We start from the raw sequence: 18,221 nt of genomic DNA, 5'->3' as shown, positions 1-18,221 counted from the left end.
GGTCACGACGGTGCCCCGACGGGCTCGTCGAGCAGCGGGGTGGTGTGGTCGTCCTGACCGGGCTCGCGGGGCAGCAGGAAGGCGTGCCGGGGGTCCCAGTGCGCCACCACGGTCGCGCCGACCGGGTGCTGGCCGCCGACGCCGCTGTTCGCGGTGAAGGCGGACAGTTCACTGCCCCACCCGGTGCGCACCAGGTACTGGGTGCTCACCCCCACGTACGACGCGTCGGTGATCACCCCTTCGACCTGTTGGTGGCCGGTGGGCACCTGGTCGACGGTCTCGACCAGGTGCAGCTTCTCGGGACGTACCCCCAGGTAGACCGGACCCTGGTCGGTGCGGGCCCGGTCGACGGGCACCGAGAAGCGCGCGCCGTGCGCGGTGACGGGCACCTCGGACCCGGCCGGGCCGGCGGCGTCGGCGGCGAGCAGGTTGGACTGGCCGAGGAAGTTCGCCACGAACGCGGTCGCCGGGTACTCGTAGAGTTCGGCGGGTGCGCCGAGCTGCTCGATCCGGCCGGCGTTCATCACCGCGACCGTGTCGGCCATCGTCATGGCCTCCTCCTGGTCGTGGGTGACGTGCACGAAGGTGATGCCGACCTCGGTCTGGATGCGTTTCAGCTCGATCTGCATCTGCCGGCGCAGCTTCAGGTCGAGCGCGCCGAGCGGCTCGTCGAGCAGCAGCACCTGCGGGTGGTTGATCAGGGCGCGGGCCAGTGCGACCCGTTGCTGCTGGCCGCCGGAGAGCTGGGCCGGGCGACGCCGTTCGTAGCCGTCGAGCTGGACCAGGGCCAGCATCCGACGGACCTGGTCGCCGACCTTGCGGATGCCCCGCCGCCGCAACCCGAAGGCGACGTTCTCGGCGATGTCCAGGTGCGGGAAGAGCGCGTAGCTCTGGAAGACGGTGTTGACCGGCCGCTGGTACGGCCGCAGCCGGGCGATGTCCCGGCCGCCGAGGAGCACCTGCCCGCTGGTGGGCTCCTCCAGCCCGGCGATCATCCGCAGGGTGGTCGTCTTGCCGCAGCCGGACGCCCCGAGCAGGGCGAAGAAGGAGCCCTGCGGGACGGTCAGGCTGAGGTCGTCGACGGCGGTGAAGATGCCGAACCGCTTGCTCAGGTGGGCCAGCCGCAGGTCACCGGCGGGTGCCTCGTTCGCCATCCCGCTCACGCTCCGATGACCTGCTGGAACTTCGACTCGTATTCCTTTTCCTGTTTTTCGTCGAGGGCCATGAAGACCTTCGACTTCGCCAGCAGGGTGTCGTCCGGGAAGATCAGCGGGTTGGCGGCCAGCTCCGGGTCGATCTTCTCCATCTCGGCCTGGGCGCCCTTGACCGGGCAGATGTAGTTGACGAACGCGGCGAGCTTCGCGGCGACCGCCGGCTGGTAGTAGTAGTCGATCAGCGCTTCGGCGTTGCCCCGGTGGGTGGCCTTGTTGGGCACCAGCATGTTGTCGCTGAACAGCATCACCCCGGAGTCCGGCGCGACGAACTTGATCTTGGGGTTGTCGCCGGCCAGTTGGATCACGTCACCGGACCAGCCGACACACGCGGCGATGTCCCCCTTGGCCAGGTCGGGGGCGTAGTCGTTGCCGGTGAAGCGACGGATCTGCTTGGATTCGACGGCCTTGCGCAGCTTGTTGAGCGCGTCGTCGAACTGCGCGGCGGTGAAGTTCGACGGGTCGTGCCCGTTCGAGGAGAGCAGCAGGCCCATGGTGTCCCGCATCTCCGACAGGGCGGTCACCTTGCCCTTGAGATCGGGGCGGGTGAGCAGCTCGTCGACGGTGCGGATCTCCCCGGTGACGCTGCCGTTGTAGGCCAGCCCGGCGAGGCCGGACTGCCACGGGATCGCGACCCGGTCCTCCGGATCGAAGGAACGCCCGCGCAGCGACGGCAGCAGGTTGGCCGCCACGTTCGGCACCTTGGCCGGGTCGAGCTTCTGGATCCAGCCGAGCCTGATCATCCGGGCGGCCATCCAGTCGGTCAGGACGATGATGTCCCGCCCGGTGCTCTGACAGCCGGCCAGCTGGTTCTGCACCTTGCCGAAGAACTCGTTGTTGTCGTTGATGTCCTCGGTGTAGGTCACCTGGATGCCGCTGGCGGCGACGAACGCGTCGAGGCTGGGCCGCTTCGCGGCGTCCTTGTCGTCCACGTCCATGTACTGCGGCCAGTTGGAGAAGGCGAGGGTCTTCTCCGTGGCCGACAGGTCGTCGCTCTTGCAGCCCGCCTCGGTCTGGGTAGCGGCCTTGGTGCCGCAGCCGGCGAGGCTGCCGCCCGTGGCGAGCAGGGCGGCCGATCCGAGGGTGCCGGTGAGCAGTCCACGCCGGGTGAGGGGCCGCAGGGGAATACGCATGTGACGACTCCTAGGGGTCGTCCGACGGCGGCGGGGACGGGGTGCGGCGCCGGCGGGAGGGGTCGGGTGCCTGAGACGACTGATCCTGGCATGAGGTAACCAGCCTCACAAGGGATTCCGTTGCCGCAATAGCCTCTGACGACGAATTACGCCAAACTGCGCGATGGCACTAGGCTCAGCTGGGGGAACGGACATGGGGAGCGGTCGATGACGATCCGACAGCACGAGAACGGCAGCGGGGGGCGACGCGTCACGGTGCGCGAAGGTGCCAGCCACGCGCTGTTGGACGACGTGGCGAAACAGATCATCGAGCAGCTACAGCAGGACGGCCGCCGGCCGTACGCGACCATCGGCAAGGCCGTGGGGCTCTCCGAGGCGGCGGTCCGCCAGCGGGTGCAGCGACTGCTCGACGCCGGGGTGATGCAGATCGTCGCGGTGACCGACCCGCTCCAGCTCGGCTTCCCCCGGCAGGCCATGATCGGCCTGCGCACCGACGGCGACCTGGAGGCCGTCGCCGACCGGCTGGCCGAGTTCGACGAACTCGACTACGTGGTGATCACCGCCGGCTCGTTCGACCTGCTCGCCGAGGTGGTCTGCCGCAACGACGCCCACCTGCTGGAGATCCTGCAACGGCTGCGGTCGGTGCCCGGGGTGCTCGCCACCGAGGCGTTCGTCTATCTCAAGCTCCGCAAACAGACCTACAGCTGGGGTACGGCCTGAGCCCACCCACCGTGGCCTGCCCCCCCGAGGCTCAGCGGGCGGCGACGAAGGCACGCCAGGCGTCGGGGGTGAAGCTCAACGTGCCGCCCGTCCGGTCCTTGCTGTCCCGCACCAGCACCCGACCCGGCAAATTGTCCGCCACCTCAACACAGTCACCGCCGTTGTTGCTGCTGCGGCTGGCGGTACGCCAGCGGGGCTCGATCAGGTCCATCTCTCCACCGCTCACTTCTGGGCGGCGACGAAGGCACACCAGACCTCTGGGGTGAAGGTCAGCGTGCCGCCGACCCGGTCCTTGCTGTCCCGCACCAGCACCCGACCCGGCAAATTGTCCGCCACCTCAACACAGTCACCGCCGTTACTGCTGCTCCGAGTGGCCGTGCGCCAGCGGGGCTCGATCAGATCCATCTCTTCACCGCTTCCCGAATCAGGGAGATCGACTGGCGGGCGGACAGCGCCTTACCGGCCACGCTCTCCCACCTCCTGCCAAGGCTAACAACGTCAGCGCTCTCGGTCACCAGCTCGCCACGGAGCTGATTGTCCAGATAGGCCACCTCGACCCCGTCCGGCAGTCGGGCCAGCATGAACGGGCCAGCCAGACCGGCATGCCAAGGCTCGTCCGCAGGAATTACCCGAACCTGCACATGTTCCCGGTCAGCGCCGTCCGCCAGGTGACCCATCTGGCGGGCCATCACCTCGGGATCGCCGACCGTCCGGCACAGCACGGCCTCGTCGACCACGATCACCAGCTGCGGCGGCGGGTCGCGATCGAGCACGGCCTGCCGCGCCAACCGGCTGACGACGAGTTGCTCGACCTCATCGGTCGAGAGCCCTCCGGCGCGCAGCACCGCGCGGGCGTAGTCCTCGGTCTGAACCAGGCCGGGCAACACCAGCGGCTGGTACGACCGGATCGAGGTGGCGTCCTGTTCCAGTTCTGCCCACGGGCGGAACCAGGGCAGGTCGCGGCGACGGTAGGGCTCGGGCCAGAGTTCGGCCGGCTCCCGCCCGAGGACGCCGGCCACCGCCACCCGGGTACGCGGATGCGGCACCCGCCCCGAGCTGAGCCACCGGCCGGCCGTCTTCGGATCCACCCCCACCCGATGCGCCAGCGATTCCACCGTTTCCCCGCGCTCCGCCATCGCCACCCGAAGCACCTCGTTCACCGGTAGCCCCTTCCACCTGACCGACACGCTCCGGCGCACCATAGCGACAGTGCGTGTCGATGTCCGCCAGTCGTCGGCGTGTCGGCGCGGACCTCCGGCAGGGGCCCCCGAGGTGCCCTGGAAGGTCCGCGAAGTGCACCGGAAGTGCACCGCGAATCACCCACGCTGGTCCGCCCACCCGACGGTTCCCACCCGTGGGCCGACGGCGTCCCCGCCTCGCGGGAACCCGCCGCACCGCCCGCAGCAAGCTTGATCCACTCCTGTGGGCCGGCACAGCGGCATCCTCACGCCCCGGGCCTCGCCAGGTGGCCGACATCGGGTCGATCACCCCACCCGGACGGACCACGGGCCGGCAGACCGTCAGCCGGCGGGACCACCGACACCCGGGTCTGCGGAATCCGTTGCCGTGGACTCACGCTCGCGCTGAATCCGTCGCACAGAAGGCGAACTAGGCTTGCATTTCGCGGCCGGACTGTGGGATAACCGTGGGCAGAGCGGCCGGTGTCACCCCTGCCCGGCCCGAGACCCGATGGGGCTGACATGGCCGACGCCACCGACCACCTCTGGATGCACTTCACCCGGATGGCCAGCTACTCGGCCGGCGAGGTGCCCACCATCGTGCGCGGCGAGGGCACGTACGTCTGGGACGCGCAGGGCCGTCGTTACCTGGACGGGCTCGCCGGGTTGTTCGTCGTCAACGCCGGGCACGGGCGTACCGAGCTGGCCGAGGCAGCCGCGAAGCAGGCCGCCGAGCTGGCGTACTTCCCACTGTGGTCGTACGCCCACCCGAAGGCCGTGGAGCTGGCCGAGAAGATCGCCTCGCTGACGCCCGGCGACCTGAACCGGGTCTTCTTCACCACCGGCGGCTCGGAGGCCGTGGAGACGGCGTGGAAGCTGGCCCGCGCCTACTTCAAGCGCACCGGCCGGCCCAACAAGCACAAGGTGGTCAGCCGCTACCTCGCCTATCACGGCACCTCGATGGGCGCCCTGTCGATCACCGGCCTGCCCGGCATCAAGAGCGACTTCGAGCCGTTGGTGCCCGGCGGGATCAAGGTGCCGAACACCAACTTCTACCGGGCCCCCGAGCACGGCGACTCGCCCGAGGCGTTCGGCGTCTGGGCCGCCGACGAAATCCGCCGGGCCATCGAACGGGAGGGGCCGGACACGGTCGCGGCGGTGTTCCTGGAGCCGTTGCAGAACTCCGGCGGCTGCTTCCCGCCGCCGCCCGGTTACTTCCAGCGGGTACGCGAGATCTGCGACGCGTACGACGTGCTGCTCGTCTCCGACGAGGTGATCTGCTCGTGGGGTCGGCTCGGCGAGTATTTCGGTGCCGTCCGGTACGGCTACCAACCTGACATCATCACCACCGCCAAGGGCATCACCTCCGGCTACGCCCCGCTCGGCGCGATGATCGCCAGTGACCGGCTGATGGAACCGTTCCTCACCGAGACCGGCATGTTCGCCCACGGGGTGACCTTCGGTGGGCACCCGGTCTCCTGCGCGGTGGCCCTGGCCAACCTTGAGGTGTTCGCCCGGGAGGATCTGATCGGCCACGTCCGGGCCAACGAGGACGCCTTCCGGTCCACCCTGGAGAAGCTCACCGACCTGCCGATCGTCGGTGACGTCCGGGGGGACGGCTACTTCTACGGCATCGAGCTGGTCAAGGACAAGTCGACGAAGGCCACCTTCGACGAGGCCGAGTCGGAGCGGCTGCTGCGCGGTTTCCTGTCGACGGCACTCTTCTCCGCCGGGCTCTACTGCCGCGCCGACGACCGGGGCGACCCGGTGGTGCAGCTCGCCCCGCCGCTGATCAGCGGGCAGGAGCAGTTCGACGAGATGGAGCAGATCCTGCGCGCCGTACTCACCGAGGCGTGGTCCCGGCTGTAACCCGTCTGCGGGCCGGCCGGCCGGACAGCGGCTCGACCCGCGGTCCCGCCGGCCGGCCCGCACCGGACCGGCCACCCCGCACCCGAGGGGCACCTCCGCACCCCGGTCGGCCACCCGTCCCCGCCGGCCGGCACTGACACTTCGCGGCCAGCGAAGTTCCGCCGCCGGCCCGGCCGGCGCTGACCGCCCGGAGCCCGCATGCGCTACCCGGAGTTGTCCCACTGGCTGTCCACGGTGGACGAACCGTTGACCCCGCTCCCGCCGCTGCCCGGTGACACCGACGCCGACGTGGTGATCGTCGGTGCCGGTTACACCGGGCTGTGGACGGCGTACTACCTGGCGGTGGCCGATCCGACGCTGCGGATCGTCGTGCTGGAGGCGGAGATCGCCGGGTACGGCGCGTCCGGGCGCAACGGTGGCTGGTGCTCGGCGCTGTTCCCCACCGCACTGCCGGCGTTGGCCCGTCGGCACGGCCGGCCGCAGGCACTGGCGCTGCAACGGGCCATGCACGACACGGTCGCCGAGGTGGGCCGGGTGGTGGCCGCCGAGGGGATCGACTGCGACTGGCACCACGGCGGGACGGTGCTGCTGGCCCGTACCGACGTCCAGCTCGGCCGGGCGCGTGCCGCGGTCGCCGAGGCCCGCGAGCACGGCCTCGACCCCGACGACCTGGTCCTGCTCGACGCCGCCGGGGCCGCCGCCCGGTGCGCCGCCGACGGGGTACGCGGTGGCACGTTCACCCCGCACTGTGCCGCCGTACACCCGGGGAAGCTGGTCCAGGGCCTGGCCCGCGCCGTACGCCGGCACGGGGTGACGCTGTACGAACGGTCCCCGGTCACCGCGATCCGGCCCGGCGCGGCGGTCACCCCGCACGGCACGGTACGCGCGAACGTGGTGGTCCGGGCCACCGAGGCGTACACCACGATGCTGCCCGGCCACCGCCGCACGGTCGTCCCGGTCTACTCGCTGATGGTGGTCACCGCACCGCTGCCCGCGCCGACCTGGGAGCGGATCGGGCTGGCCGACCGGGAGACCTTCGCCGACTACCGGCACCTCATCGTGTACGGCCAGCGCACCGCCGACGGAAGGCTGGCCTTCGGCGGGCGGGGCGCCCCGTACCACTTCGGGTCCCGGGTCTCCCCCGGATACGACCGGGAGCCCCGGGTCTTCGCCGCGCTGCGCCGGACGCTGGGTGAACTCTTCCCGGTGCTCGGCGCGGACGTACCGGTCACCCATGCCTGGGGTGGCCCGCTGGGGGTGGCCCGGGACTGGTCCGCGTCGGTGGGGCTGGACCGGTCGTCCGGGCTGGGTTGGGCCGGTGGCTACGTCGGCGACGGGGTGGGGACGAGCAACCTGGCCGGCCGTACCCTCGCCGACCTGATCCGGGGCGTGGAGTCGGGCCTGACCGCACTCCCGTGGGTCGGCCACCGCTCCCCCCGCTGGGAGCCGGAACCGCTGCGCTGGCTGGCCATCAACGCCGGCCTCCGGGTGATGTCCTCCGCCGACGAGGTCGAACACCGCACCGGCCGCCCCGCCCGCCGCGCCACCCTCTTCTCCCCCCTCCTAGGCCACTAACCCCCACCCTGCTCCCCCACACCACCCCCGCCGACCCCCGTCCCGCCGGCCCCGCGACCCGTCGGCCCCGGTGATCAAGAGGTTTGCGTCAGGTTGAAGATCAAACTTGACGCAAACCTCTTGATCACCGGGGAGAGGGCCTGGGGTGGGGAGGGCCTGGGGGTGGGGAGAGCCTGGGGTGGGGAGGGCCGTGGGGGTGGGGTTAGTGGTTGGGGGGGATTACGCGGAGGTGACCACGGCGGCCGGTGGGCGGGGTCTGGGGGTGGGGGTCGTGGTCGTCCTGGGGTGGGCGGGGGGCCACCGGGCGGGCCGCCTCGCGGACGGCCTCGGCCAGGGCGACCAGGTCGTCGGTGGTGGGCGGCGGCGGCTCGAACTCGCCCTCGTGCCGGACGACGTCCCAGCCCCGGGGGGCGGTCAGGCTCCGGGCGTGCTGCTCACACAGGTCGTACGTGTGTGGCTCGGCGAAGGCCGCCAACGGCCCCACGACAGCGGTCGACTCGTTGTAGACATAGGTCAATGTGGCAACCGCTTGCCGGGGGCAGGCGTTACGGGAGCAGCGCCGTGGTGACCTCACGTGCGGCAGGGTATCCCCATTACCGGGTCCGGCGCACCGGTTCGCTTTCCGACACGCCCGTCACCGTGATCACAATTCGCACCTGACGCCCCGCCGCGCCCGTCGGCGCGCGCTGCCATCGGGCGGGCCGGACCGGGGGCTACCCTTTTGTTCATGACGAGCCCGGAACGCCGCCGCCCCGGCTCCGGCCGGCGCAACCACCGCGACCGGCACGGACGTGGCCTGCGTGGGCGGCTGGTGCCGGCGACCGTGCCGCTGGCCCGGACCAAGGCCGAGATCTTCGACGACCTGGTGCTGGACACCGTGGAGACGTTGGAGCGCCGGTTCGCCAAGGAACTTGCCGGCGTGGAGTTCGCCGTCGAGGACGTCCCGCCGGATCTGAACGTCTATGACTCCGACGTGCTGGAGGACGGCGAGGTGCCGCTGGCCCGGTTGCTGCCCGGCCGACCGGGCCGGCAGGAGGTGCCACCCCGGATCGTGCTCTACCGGCGGCCGTTGGAGTTTCGCGCGATGGACCGTGAGGACCTGGCCGACCTGGTCCACGACGTGATCATCGAGCAGGTGGCGAACCTGCTCGGGGTCGACCCGGACGAGCTGACCTGAGGCTGCCTGACCTGAGGCTGCGCGCCCGGTGACGACCCGGGTCTTCGGCCGAGGTTGACCAGGACCAGCACTCCGCCGGCCCACCACCCGGGCGGGCACTCATCTACCGGAGGACGGCTCCACCACCCGGCCCGGGGCCCGGGGACTGACCTGCCCGTCGCCCGGGACCCGTCGCCCGGCGTCAGGTCACGTCGTGACCCGGTGCTGCGTCGCCACGCCCGGCCACCGTCGTGGCCGGACCGCCGCCCGACACCGGCCGCCCCCCGCGACCGGCTGTGGGCGTGAGCCGGGCGGCCCCCACCGCCCGACTCGACCTTCCATTCAGGCGGCCCGCCGCTTCAGCTTGCGCCGCTCCCGCTCGGAGAGCCCACCCCAGATCCCGAACCGCTCGTCGTGCCCGAGGGCGTATTCCAGGCATTCCGTCTTGACCTCGCACCGCGAACAGATCCGCTTCGCCTCGCGGGTCGAGCCGCCCTTCTCGGGGAAGAACGCTTCCGGGTCGGTCTGCGAGCACAGTGCCCGCTCCTGCCACTCCGGCGCGTTTCCGAGCAGGTCGGCCACCTCAAGCTGGCCGTCCATCAGATGCCTCCTTGTCGCGCACCGACGTCACCGCCGCTGCAACCCCCCACGCGAAAGGCGTGCTTGTCCGTCCGGTCCTATTTGTGCGTTCCGCGCGAACAACCCCATCGAAATTACACGCGTGTAATGCGTGCGCCGTCAAGCCGAACTTGATAATGGAGTCGTCCTCCCGACACGCCACCGGACGGTCACCCGGACCACCCGGCCCTCGCAACCTGCCCTATCGATTCAGACCCCGGGCGAGTAACGCCCTCTCCGGCGAGTTGCCCCAGATTTCTGCCGTGGCGTCGCCGCCCCGGACGCTCCCGCACAGCGCCGTCGGGCGCTCCGGCCGGCCGGTCCTATCAAGATCATGAGCATGGTGGGGGACAGGTTAACGCGGTTGGGCCCGGATCGCTCACCGAGCCGGAAATACCGACAGCGCCCCGTCCACAATGTGGACGGGGCGCTCGGGTCGGTACGGTTGTCGTGGTGCTCAGGTCGACCTTGACGGGCTGGTCGGCCAGACGAATTCGGCGATCGAACCCCCGTTGACGGAGATCGTTCCGGCGGGCGTCTCCTCATCCCACCAGACGGTATAGACACCCGACGTCAGGTCCGGATACACCGCACTGTGGAACACCCCGTCCCGGACGATCCGCTCCCGTACGGCGGAGTGCGTCCGCACCGCACCGGCCTGGTCGACCCGGCTGATCTCGATCTCCCGCCCGTGCTGGTCACGTCCGGTATAGATGATCAGGGCACCGGTGTCACCACCGACGTCGAGCATCACCGTGCCGCTCTCCGTCGGCCCGTACTGGTGATGATGGTGGTGGTGGTGTCCGCTCACGCCGCTCTCCGTCCGGTCAGGAGTTCGCCGCGGCCGGGTTGTTGAACCCGTCGTACGGCGTGCCGAGGAAGGGGAAGTCCCGCAGGAACGGCGCCGTCACGTCGGCGGCGCTCAGGCCGGGGGTGACCGCACCGGCCGCCGCGTCCGGCTTGAACTTCTTGTCCACCAGCGGCACGGTGACCCCGGCCACCGCCCGCAACGCGATGCTCACCACGTCGTCGACGACCCGGCGACCGTTGGGGAAACCGGCCAGGTCCCCGCCGAGCAGCCCGAACTGGTTCGGCTTGCTGCTCGGCCTGATCGCGGTGTTCAACCGCAGCATGTCGGCCTGCACGTCACCGGTGAGGTTGGTGAAGCCGTCGATCAGCCCCGACGGAATGCCGGTGAGCAGGATCGCCAGCAGGTCGGCCCGGGGCTTCTTGGACTTGTTCAGCGCGTCCAGGTTGGGGAAGACCCCCGGGTAGAGCACCGGCAGCAACGCCGCCAGCTCCGGCTGCTCGACGAACCGGGCGAACCGCTTGTCCTCGGTCGGCGGCAGCGTGTTCCACAGGTCCTTCTTGGACATCGGCACGATGACCTCGTTGAACAACGGGTTGCCCAGCCGGGACACCTGGGTCCACGGGCCGATCGCGGCGTCCGCGGCGACCCGGTCGCCGAGCACCCGCACCTGCTGCCGGGACGCCGTCGTCCACACCCCGATCGTCGAGGCCCGGTCGCCCACGCCGTACCGGTTGGACCTGCGGCGGACCTTGCTCAGCGGCACCTGCACCGCGATGCTGTGCACGTTCATCCGGTCCACCGAGTTGACCGGCTCACCCTCGGTCTTGAACAGCTTCTTGCCGGCCACGTGCAACTGCTGGAACGGCCGCAGCGTACCCAGGTCGAAGATCGCGCCCAGGTCGACGAAGAAGCCGTCCGCACGCTGCCCGGCGAACACCTTCTCCCCCGTCGACAGCTTGTACGTCGCCTGCCGGACCAGGTCGTTGTACTTGGGGATGGACAGCGGCCCCACGTTGCACGGCGGGCAGGGCAGCTTGTTGGCGAGCACGTGCTCCTTGCCGTCGGTCACCCGGGTCAGCTTGTAGAACTGCCGCCGGTTCCAGTTCTTGCTGTCCAGCGACTCGATCGGCCCGGTGTTGTAGAGAAAACTGTTCTCGTTCGTGATCTCGGTACGGAATTCGAACCGGTAGGTCACGTCGGGATGGCCGTCACCGTCGTTGTCGATATGGATCTCGTACCGCACGTCGTCGCCGAACTCGAAGAAGTTCGGGCCGCCCGAGGGGAGCTGCAACGGCACGTAGTTGGCGATCAACGTCACCGAGTCGGGCCGTTCGGGGCTGACGAAGGCGTAGAGGTCGGAACTGTCGGCGACCGGGTCCTTGCTTATTTCCGGTGCTTCGCGGTGGGACGACATGGCGGACCAACCTTTGCGGGATCATGAGGAGTCAGGGCATGACGAACCGGGCGCGGGAGCCTGCGCCTGGCGGTGAAGAGGAAGAGGGCGGGCGGTTCAGGGCCACCCGGGACAGCGGGCGGGTCACCCCCACCCGGTGACGGCGGGCAGGTCAGACCGCCGTCGGACAGCAGACGGGGTCAGCCGCGCCCGGCAGCCCGGCGGAGCCGGTCCGCGAGCCCCCGGTCACGTACCTCGATCCGGGACGTACCGACGAAGACGTCCAACGTCCCCGACTTGGCGTCGCGCAGGTGGACCACGATCGGACCCTCCGCGCTGCTCGCCGACGGGGAGTTCTGCGCGGCCGACACGCCGGTCACCGTCAGCGCCGCCGCGCCCAGCGTGGCACTCGCCGCAGCGGTCAGTGTCTGCCGCCGGGTCAGTCGCGGCCAGGAACGCTTCCGCACTTCGCTCGTCATGGGGAACCTTTCCTCCGGCGGCGCGTGAGCGCGCGCGGTGTGGAGCGCGAGGTCGCCGGCGGCGGCCCTCGCCTCAACCGCCGCCGGCGAACACTGGTACGGCCCGCACGCGCGAAAGGTTCGATGTCATCGCAACGGATGACCGTAAGCGGTCGTCCGCTTGCGTGCGGGACGTCCCGCGGCGGCGGCGATCGCCCGCAACTGCTCCTCGGTACGCGCCGAACCGTTGTCCGAGCCGGCCATCCGGGAAATGGTCTCCTCCATCAGGGTGCCGCCCAGGTCGTTGCAGCCGCCCTGCAACATCGCCACGGTGCCCTCGTCGCCGAGCTTCACCCAGGAGCACTGGATGTTGTCGATCCGCCCGTGCAGCAGCAGCCGGGACATCGCGTGCACCACCCGGTTCTCCCGCCAGGTCGGGCCGGGCCGGGCGATGCCGGCCAGGTAGATCGGCGCGTTGGTGTGCACGAACGGCAGCGCCACGAACTCGGTGAACCCGCCGGTGCGGTCCTGCACCCCGGCGAGGACCCGGAAGTGCGCCAGCCACTGGCCGGGATGGTCGACGTGGCCGTACATCATCGTGGAGCTGGAACGGATGCCCAGCTCGTGCGCGGTCGAGACCACCTCGACCCAGGCGGCGGCCGGCAGTTTGCCCTTGGTGAGCACCCAGCGCACATCGTCGTCAAGGATCTCGGCGGCGGTGCCCGGGATGGTGTCCAGGCCGGCCTCGCGCAGCATCGACAGCCACTCCCGCACCGGCACGCCGGCCTTGGCGGCGGCGGTGACGATCTCCATCGGGGAGAACGCGTGCACGTGCATGCCGGGCACCCGGGCCTTGATCGCCCGGACGATGTCGGCGTACCCGGTCACCGGCAGCTTCGGGTCGATGCCGCCCTGGAGGCAGACCTCGCCGGCACCGGCCGCCCACGCCTGTTCGGCCCGGTCGGCCACCTGCTCCACCGACAGCCGGAACGCGTCGGCATCCCGTTCCCGCTGGGCGAACGCACAGAACCGGCAGCCCACGTAGCAGACGTTGCTGAAGTTGATGTTGCGGTTGACCACGTACGTGACGTCGTCGCCGACGGTGTCCCGTCGCACGTCGTCGGCGAGCCGGCACAGCTCGTCCAGGGCCGGGCCGTCCGCGCCGAACAGCGCCAGCGCCGCGTCGGCGTGCCGGGGCTCCAACAGCGCCGCCGGGTCGTCGGCCGCCAGCCGCAACCCCGCCCGCAGGTCACCGTCGGCACCCGGCACCGGCCCGCCCGACGCGGCGGGGCTCACCTTGCCGGCGACCTCCGCCCAGTCACCGTAGACGCTGTCGAAGTCGCCCCGCCGGTCGTCGGTGCGCCCGGTGGTGTCGATGGTGGCGTGCAGGTCGGTCCGGCCGCCGCCGAAGACCTCCTCCGGCTCCTGCCACGGGCGGCCCACCGGCCGGGCCGCCTCGACGGCCAACCCGGTCGCCGGGTCGGCGAGCGCGGTGACGTGCGGCGACAGCCGGGGATCGAGCCACGGATCGCCGGCCCGGACGTACTCCGGGTAGATCGTCAGCCGCTCGCGCAGGGTGAAGCCGGACTTCTCGGTCTGCCGGGCCAGCTCGTCGAGCTGCGGCCACGGCCGCTCCGGGTTGACATGGTCCGGGGTCAGCGGGGAGACCCCACCCCAGTCGTCGATGCCGGCCCGCAGCAGCAGGTCGTACTCGTCCTCGATCAGGTTGGGCGGGGCCTGGAGCCGGGCCTTCGGGCCGAGCAGCAGCCGGGCCACCGCCACGGTGGCCGCCAGGTCGTGCAGCTCGGCGTCGGGCAGGCCGCCCATCGCGGTGTCCGGCTTGGCGCGGAAATTCTGCACGATCACCTCCTGGAGGTGGCCGTACTCCCGGTGCGCGCGGCGGATCGCGAACAGCGCGTCGACCCGCTCAGCCGGGGTCTCACCGATGCCGATCAGGATGCCGGTGGTGAACGGCACCCCCACCCGGCCGGCGTCGTCGAGCACCCGCAGCCGCACCGCGGGCTCCTTGTCCGGGGAGCCGAAGTGCGGGCCGCCCGGCTCCGACCAGAGCCGGGTGGCGGTGGTCTCCAGCATCATCCCCATGCTCGGCGCGACCGGCTTGAGCCGCTGCAGCTCCGACCAGGAGAGCACCCCCGGGTTGAGGTGCGGCAGCAGACCGGTCTCCTCCAGCACCGCCACCGCGCAGGCCCGCAGGTAGTCCACCGTGGAGTCGTAGCCGCGCTCGTCGAGCCAGGCGCGGGCCGCCGGCCAGCGCTCCTCCGGCCGGTCACCCAGGGTGAACAGGGCCTCCTTGCAGCCCAGCGCCGCGCCCTGCCGGGCGATCGCCAGCACCTCGTCGGTCTCCAGGAAGGCCGCCGGCAGCCGGTGCGGCACGGTCGCGAAGGTGCAGTAGTGGCACCGGTCCCGGCAGAGCCGGGTCAACGGAATGAAAACCTTCTTCGAGTACGTCACCACGCCCGGCCGGCCGGCGTCGCGCAGCCCGGCATCCCGGACCTCCCCGGCGATCCGGAGCAACTCGTCCAGGTCGGCGTCCCGGGCGGTCAGCAGCGCGGTGGCCTCGTCGACGTCGAGCGCGCGCCCGGTGGCGGCCCGGCGCAGCGCCCGTCGCACGCTCGCCGAGGTCGGGCCGGGATCGGTGCGGTCAACCATCCGCCCAGCCTAGGCGCTGGCCGGGACGATCCGGCAGGCATGCGAGCCGGGTGTGACATCTCCCCGTCGGGTGCTGCCGCACCACCGTCCCGGCCGGGTCGGCACCTCGCGTCGCAGCGCGCCGACCGACCCGGGTTGGTGGCACCGCGCCGGCCGGGTCGGGCTCACGCCGTGGCGCGGGCCGACCCGGCCGGGTGCGGCTCAGTGCGGGGTGTTCGGATCGTCCCGCCGGAAGGGCTGGGTGCGGTCCCCGTCCGCGTCGGCCGGGCCGGTGGTCGGCTCCGTGGACTGGCGCGGGATCGCCTGGGTCGGGTCGGCCGACGGAGGCTGCCCGAACGGCGGGGCGGACTGCGGAGCCCCGAACGGTGGGGCCGACTGCGGCGGGATGCCGGTCGGTGGCCCGGACTGCGGCGGCGCGGACTGCGGCGCCCCGAACGGCGGGGCAGACTGCGGAGCAGCACCGAACGACGGCGCGGACTGCGGCGGGGCGAACCCGGGCTGGCCGTACTGCCCGGCACCGGGGTGACCCGGGGGCGGGTAGCCCTGGCCCGGGTAGCCACCCTGCTGCTGCGGCCAGCCGGGCTGCGGCTGACCGTAGACGCCGGGCTGGGGCTTCGGCTTCGCGACGTGGTAGAGGGTGCGCCAGATCCGGTAGACCACGAAGGCGGCCATCCCGAACAGCGCCAACCAGGCCGCCCGGGTCAACATGCCGAGCAGGGCGTCCAGCACCTCGGCCTCGGCCAGCCGGCCGACCAGCCAGATCAGGAAGGTCAACACGCCGAACAGGGCGCCGAAGGCGTACTCGGCGAGGGCGACCTGGGTGAACTGCCGGGCCCGGCCGGACACCGGCGCGAGGTGGGTGACCAGCAGCACGGCCAGCAACGGCAGCACCGTGGCCTCGACACCGACGAAGGCGAAGAACTCGCTCCCCGCCCGCCCCGAGAAGGTGCTGTAGTCCGACATCGGCACGAGCAGCCGGACGAACCCGACGAAGAGCAGCACGGCGTTCGCGCCGAGCAGGACGAGCGCGGCGAGTTCGCGCAGGGGTGCGGTGATCTGGCGGGCCTGCGACGCGTCGTGCGACGCGGGCTCGGCGGGGCTGGTCACGAACTCTCCCTCGGGGCGAAACGGACAGATGCCGACGTGAGCCTAGTCTCCCGGGCCGCCCGGCGGCGGCTCGCGTCCCGTACGGGAGGATGGACGACATGCGCATCGTGGTTCTGACCGGCGGGATCGGGGGTGCCCGATTCCTGCTCGGCGTCCGGGCGTACGCCCGCGAGGTGGGCGCCGAGGTGACCGCCGTGGTCAACGTCGGCGACGACCTCTACCTGCACGGACTCAAGGTCTGCCCCGACCTGGACAGTGTCCTGTACACCCTCGGCGGGGGTGCCGACCCGGAACGCGGGTGGGGGCGGGTCGGCGAGAGCTGGACCATCAAGCAGGAGTTGGCGGCGTACGGTGCCGAGCCGGGCTGGTTCTCCCTCGGCGACAAGGACGTCGCCACCCACCTGGTGCGCACCACCATGATCAATGCCGGGTATCCGCTGTCGCAGGTCACCGAGGCGCTGGCCGCCCGCTGGCAGCCCGGCGTACGGCTGCTGCCGGCCACCGACGACCGGCTGGAGACGCACGCGGTGGTCGACCTGGACGGCGAGCGGCGGGCCATCCACTTCCAGGAGTGGTGGGTCCGGTACCGGGCGGGCGTGCCCACCGACCGGTTCGTCTTCGTCGGCGCGGACACCGCCAAGCCGGCCCCCGGGGTGGCCGAGGCGCTGGCCGCCGCCGACGTGGTGCTGGTCGCGCCGAGCAACCCGGTGGTGAGCATCGCCCCGGTGCTGGCGGTGCCCGGCCTGCGCGACGCGGTCGCCACCGGTCCGGCCCGGGTCGTCGGGGTGTCGCCGATCATCGGCGGCGCACCGGTGCGCGGGATGGCCGACCGGTGCCTGGAGGTCCTCGACGTCGAGTGCAGCGCCGCCGGGGTGGGCCGGCTCTACGGCGGTCGCCGCGAGGGTGGCCTGCTCGACGGTTGGCTGGTCGCGCCGGAGGACGACGGGGTGGCGGTGCCGGGGGTGACCGTCCGCGCGGTCCCGCTGCGGATGACCGACGAGGCGGCGACCACGGCGATGGTCCGGGCCGCGATGGAGCTGGTGTGAGACTGGAGATCCTGCCGGTGCCGGGCATCGGCGACGTGACCGAGGGCGACGACCTGGCGGTGCTGATCGGCACGGCCGCGCCGTGGTTGCGCGACGGCGACGTGCTGGTGGTCACCAGCAAGATCGTGTCCAAGGCGGAGGGCCGGCTGGTGGACGTGCCGGCCGACGGCCCGGAACGGCTCGCCGCCCGGGACGAGGTGCTGGCCGCCGAGACCGCCCGGGTGGTGGCCAGCCGGGGGGCGACCCGGATCGTGCAGACCCACCACGGCTTCGTGATGGCCTCTGCCGGGATCGACGCGTCGAACGTCGACAAGACCCGGCTGGTGCTGCTGCCGGTGGACCCGGACGCGTCGGCGCGGGCGCTACGCGCCGCCCTGCGGGACCGCTACCGGATCGACGTCGCGGTGATCATCAGCGACACGATGGGCCGGCCGTGGCGCAACGGACTGACCGACGTGGCGCTCGGCGTCGCCGGGATGCCCGCCATCCGGGACCACCGGGGCGAGGTCGACCCCTACGGCAACGAGCTGCAACTGACCCAGATGGCGGTGGTCGACGAGCTGGCCGGCGCAGGCGAGCTGATCAAGGGCAAATGCGACCAGGTCCCGGTGGCGGTGGTCCGGGGCTACCTGCCGGCGTCGTCGCCCCCGGCCGACGGTGGCCGGGCGCACCCGCCGGCCGGGGGCGGCGGCCGGGACGACCGGCCGGCGGTCCGGCTGGTCGACGACGGGTCCGGAGCCGCCGCCCTGGTGCGGGAGAGCGCGTTGGACCTGTTCTCACTGGGCACCGCCGAGGCGATGGCGGCCGGGATGCGCGCCGCCGCGACGCTTGCCGACGGCCGTGGTGAGGCACCGGTGGACCCGGCGGCCGTCGACCGGGCGATCGCCGCGGTGGCCGAGGTGGTCGCCCCCGGCACCACGTTCACCCAGATCACCGACGACGAGGTACGCGCCGGTCTCGCCGCGACCGTCGACGGCTGGCCGGTCGGGGCGAGCGGTCTGCTGCTCGGCGCGGCACCCACTCCCGTCGACCAGCCCGACCTGGTGCGTTTCGGCGTCGACCTGCACCGGCTGCGGATCGCGCTGGCCGCCGAGGGGATCCCGTCCACCCTGCTGCCGCCACCGACGGGCAGCATCGCCAGCGCCTGCCTGGCCCTCTGACAGTGATGATGTGGGAGCGGGTCACCCGGCTGGTCTGACTCACCCTCTGACTGACCGTGGTGTCTTCTAGGGGATTCGTCGGCGTGTCCGGGTGACCCGTTCCTGCACTCACCTGC

General features: G+C 71.7%; 18 protein-coding genes. 6 read left to right on the top strand and 12 right to left on the bottom strand.

Features of this window, described 5'->3' with window-relative positions:
• Window positions 1–2: 2 nt before the first annotated feature.
• Together JQN83_RS28820 and JQN83_RS28815 are read right to left on the bottom strand one after the other, a co-directional pair.
• Entirely contained in the window at window positions 3–1,154 is a 1,152-nt protein-coding gene (locus JQN83_RS28820) for an ABC transporter ATP-binding protein (RefSeq protein WP_208570307.1), read from the bottom strand.
• A gap of 5 nt (window positions 1,155–1,159) precedes the next feature.
• A complete protein-coding gene (locus JQN83_RS28815; RefSeq protein ID WP_208570306.1) occupies window positions 1,160–2,344 on the bottom strand; it encodes a polyamine ABC transporter substrate-binding protein in 1,185 nt (394 codons plus the stop codon).
• A 207-nt stretch (window positions 2,345–2,551) separates the two neighbouring features.
• On the opposite strand from JQN83_RS28815, the gene JQN83_RS28810 reads away from it, so the two are divergent.
• The gene (locus tag JQN83_RS28810; protein ID WP_208570305.1) at window positions 2,552–3,064 is read left to right on the top strand and encodes an Lrp/AsnC family transcriptional regulator; all 513 of its coding nucleotides are present in this window, start codon (window positions 2,552–2,554) and stop codon (window positions 3,062–3,064) included.
• 31 nt (window positions 3,065–3,095) lie between these two features.
• Here the strand turns inward: JQN83_RS28810 and JQN83_RS28805 are convergent, their stop codons facing one another.
• From JQN83_RS28805 to JQN83_RS28795, 3 genes are read right to left on the bottom strand one after another with little or no spacing between them, the layout of a single operon-like run.
• Window positions 3,096–3,275, bottom strand: a complete 180-nt coding sequence (locus JQN83_RS28805; RefSeq protein WP_208570304.1) for a DUF397 domain-containing protein — start codon at window positions 3,273–3,275, stop codon at window positions 3,096–3,098.
• An 11-nt stretch (window positions 3,276–3,286) separates the two neighbouring features.
• Window positions 3,287–3,469, bottom strand: a complete 183-nt coding sequence (locus JQN83_RS28800) for a DUF397 domain-containing protein (RefSeq protein WP_208570303.1) — start codon at window positions 3,467–3,469, stop codon at window positions 3,287–3,289.
• Window positions 3,460–4,224 carry a helix-turn-helix domain-containing protein gene (locus JQN83_RS28795; RefSeq protein ID WP_208570302.1) on the bottom strand — a complete coding sequence of 255 codons (765 nt, stop codon included), beginning with the start codon at window positions 4,222–4,224 and terminating at the stop codon, window positions 3,460–3,462. The genes JQN83_RS28800 and JQN83_RS28795 overlap by 10 nt, the downstream gene beginning before the upstream one ends.
• Window positions 4,225–4,764: 540 nt before the next feature.
• On the opposite strand from JQN83_RS28795, the gene JQN83_RS28790 reads away from it, so the two are divergent.
• Together JQN83_RS28790 and JQN83_RS28785 are read left to right on the top strand one after the other, a co-directional pair.
• Window positions 4,765–6,111 (top strand): aspartate aminotransferase family protein, encoded by a 1,347-nt coding sequence (locus tag JQN83_RS28790; RefSeq protein ID WP_208570301.1) that lies wholly within the window; start codon window positions 4,765–4,767, stop codon window positions 6,109–6,111.
• A 198-nt stretch (window positions 6,112–6,309) separates the two neighbouring features.
• Window positions 6,310–7,686, top strand: coding sequence for an NAD(P)/FAD-dependent oxidoreductase (locus JQN83_RS28785; RefSeq protein ID WP_208570300.1), 1,377 nt, complete (start codon window positions 6,310–6,312; stop codon window positions 7,684–7,686).
• 202 nt (window positions 7,687–7,888) lie between these two features.
• Here the strand turns inward: JQN83_RS28785 and JQN83_RS28780 are convergent, their stop codons facing one another.
• Window positions 7,889–8,260 (bottom strand): DUF3499 domain-containing protein, encoded by a 372-nt coding sequence (locus JQN83_RS28780; protein WP_208570299.1) that lies wholly within the window; start codon window positions 8,258–8,260, stop codon window positions 7,889–7,891.
• Between the two features lie 153 nt (window positions 8,261–8,413).
• Here JQN83_RS28780 and JQN83_RS28775 point away from each other — a divergent pair, with 153 nt between their 5' ends.
• Window positions 8,414–8,863 carry a metallopeptidase family protein gene (locus JQN83_RS28775; protein WP_208570298.1) on the top strand — a complete coding sequence of 150 codons (450 nt, stop codon included), beginning with the start codon at window positions 8,414–8,416 and terminating at the stop codon, window positions 8,861–8,863.
• A 321-nt stretch (window positions 8,864–9,184) separates the two neighbouring features.
• Here the strand turns inward: JQN83_RS28775 and JQN83_RS28770 are convergent, their stop codons facing one another.
• The 6 genes from JQN83_RS28770 to JQN83_RS28745 form a co-directional block, all read right to left on the bottom strand.
• Window positions 9,185–9,442 (bottom strand): WhiB family transcriptional regulator, encoded by a 258-nt coding sequence (locus JQN83_RS28770; protein ID WP_007455784.1) that lies wholly within the window; start codon window positions 9,440–9,442, stop codon window positions 9,185–9,187.
• Window positions 9,443–9,917: 475 nt separating this feature from the next.
• Window positions 9,918–10,211, bottom strand: a complete 294-nt coding sequence (locus JQN83_RS28765) for a phospholipase (RefSeq protein ID WP_208570350.1) — start codon at window positions 10,209–10,211, stop codon at window positions 9,918–9,920.
• A gap of 76 nt (window positions 10,212–10,287) precedes the next feature.
• Window positions 10,288–11,685 carry a DUF4331 domain-containing protein gene (locus JQN83_RS28760; protein WP_208570297.1) on the bottom strand — a complete coding sequence of 466 codons (1,398 nt, stop codon included), beginning with the start codon at window positions 11,683–11,685 and terminating at the stop codon, window positions 10,288–10,290.
• Between the two features lie 179 nt (window positions 11,686–11,864).
• Window positions 11,865–12,143 carry a hypothetical protein gene (locus JQN83_RS28755; protein ID WP_208570296.1) on the bottom strand — a complete coding sequence of 93 codons (279 nt, stop codon included), beginning with the start codon at window positions 12,141–12,143 and terminating at the stop codon, window positions 11,865–11,867.
• A gap of 126 nt (window positions 12,144–12,269) precedes the next feature.
• Window positions 12,270–14,792 carry a bifunctional FO biosynthesis protein CofGH gene (locus JQN83_RS28750; RefSeq protein ID WP_208570295.1) on the bottom strand — a complete coding sequence of 841 codons (2,523 nt, stop codon included), beginning with the start codon at window positions 14,790–14,792 and terminating at the stop codon, window positions 12,270–12,272.
• Window positions 14,793–14,993: 201 nt separating this feature from the next.
• Entirely contained in the window at window positions 14,994–15,899 is a 906-nt protein-coding gene (locus tag JQN83_RS28745) for a hypothetical protein (protein WP_208570294.1), read from the bottom strand.
• 98 nt (window positions 15,900–15,997) lie between these two features.
• On the opposite strand from JQN83_RS28745, the gene cofD reads away from it, so the two are divergent.
• Together cofD and JQN83_RS28735 are read left to right on the top strand one after the other, a co-directional pair.
• Window positions 15,998–16,945 (top strand): 2-phospho-L-lactate transferase, encoded by a 948-nt coding sequence (gene cofD, locus JQN83_RS28740; RefSeq protein WP_208570293.1) that lies wholly within the window; start codon window positions 15,998–16,000, stop codon window positions 16,943–16,945.
• Window positions 16,942–18,105: a coenzyme F420-0:L-glutamate ligase gene (locus tag JQN83_RS28735; RefSeq protein ID WP_208570292.1), complete on the top strand. Its 1,164-nt coding sequence runs from the start codon at window positions 16,942–16,944 to the stop codon at window positions 18,103–18,105. The genes cofD and JQN83_RS28735 overlap by 4 nt, the downstream gene beginning before the upstream one ends.
• Window positions 18,106–18,221 lie beyond the last annotated feature (116 nt).

The sequence above is a fragment of the Micromonospora antibiotica genome (genome assembly GCF_017599305.1).
Classification (GTDB): Bacteria; Actinomycetota; Actinomycetes; order Mycobacteriales; family Micromonosporaceae; genus Micromonospora; species Micromonospora antibiotica.
The sequence above is the reverse complement of the archived record's forward strand: the minus strand, read 5'-3'. Positions and strand labels throughout refer to the sequence as shown.

Coding starts and splice junctions, on each gene's coding strand:
- JQN83_RS28755 (WP_208570296.1), bottom strand. CDS start 12,143: ATGACGAGCGAAGTGCGGAAGCGTTCCTGGCCGCGACTGACCCGGCGG.
- JQN83_RS28750 (WP_208570295.1), bottom strand. CDS start 14,792: ATGGTTGACCGCACCGATCCCGGCCCGACCTCGGCGAGCGTGCGACGG.
- JQN83_RS28770 (WP_007455784.1), bottom strand. CDS start 9,442: ATGGACGGCCAGCTTGAGGTGGCCGACCTGCTCGGAAACGCGCCGGAG.
- JQN83_RS28775 (WP_208570298.1), top strand. CDS start 8,414: ATGACGAGCCCGGAACGCCGCCGCCCCGGCTCCGGCCGGCGCAACCAC.
- cofD (WP_208570293.1), top strand. CDS start 15,998: ATGCGCATCGTGGTTCTGACCGGCGGGATCGGGGGTGCCCGATTCCTG.
- JQN83_RS28820 (WP_208570307.1), bottom strand. CDS start 1,154: ATGGCGAACGAGGCACCCGCCGGTGACCTGCGGCTGGCCCACCTGAGC.
- JQN83_RS28810 (WP_208570305.1), top strand. CDS start 2,552: ATGACGATCCGACAGCACGAGAACGGCAGCGGGGGGCGACGCGTCACG.
- JQN83_RS28765 (WP_208570350.1), bottom strand. CDS start 10,211: ATGCTCGACGTCGGTGGTGACACCGGTGCCCTGATCATCTATACCGGA.
- JQN83_RS28800 (WP_208570303.1), bottom strand. CDS start 3,469: ATGGATCTGATCGAGCCCCGCTGGCGCACGGCCACTCGGAGCAGCAGT.
- JQN83_RS28785 (WP_208570300.1), top strand. CDS start 6,310: ATGCGCTACCCGGAGTTGTCCCACTGGCTGTCCACGGTGGACGAACCG.
- JQN83_RS28790 (WP_208570301.1), top strand. CDS start 4,765: ATGGCCGACGCCACCGACCACCTCTGGATGCACTTCACCCGGATGGCC.
- JQN83_RS28805 (WP_208570304.1), bottom strand. CDS start 3,275: ATGGACCTGATCGAGCCCCGCTGGCGTACCGCCAGCCGCAGCAGCAAC.
- JQN83_RS28760 (WP_208570297.1), bottom strand. CDS start 11,685: ATGTCGTCCCACCGCGAAGCACCGGAAATAAGCAAGGACCCGGTCGCC.
- JQN83_RS28815 (WP_208570306.1), bottom strand. CDS start 2,344: ATGCGTATTCCCCTGCGGCCCCTCACCCGGCGTGGACTGCTCACCGGC.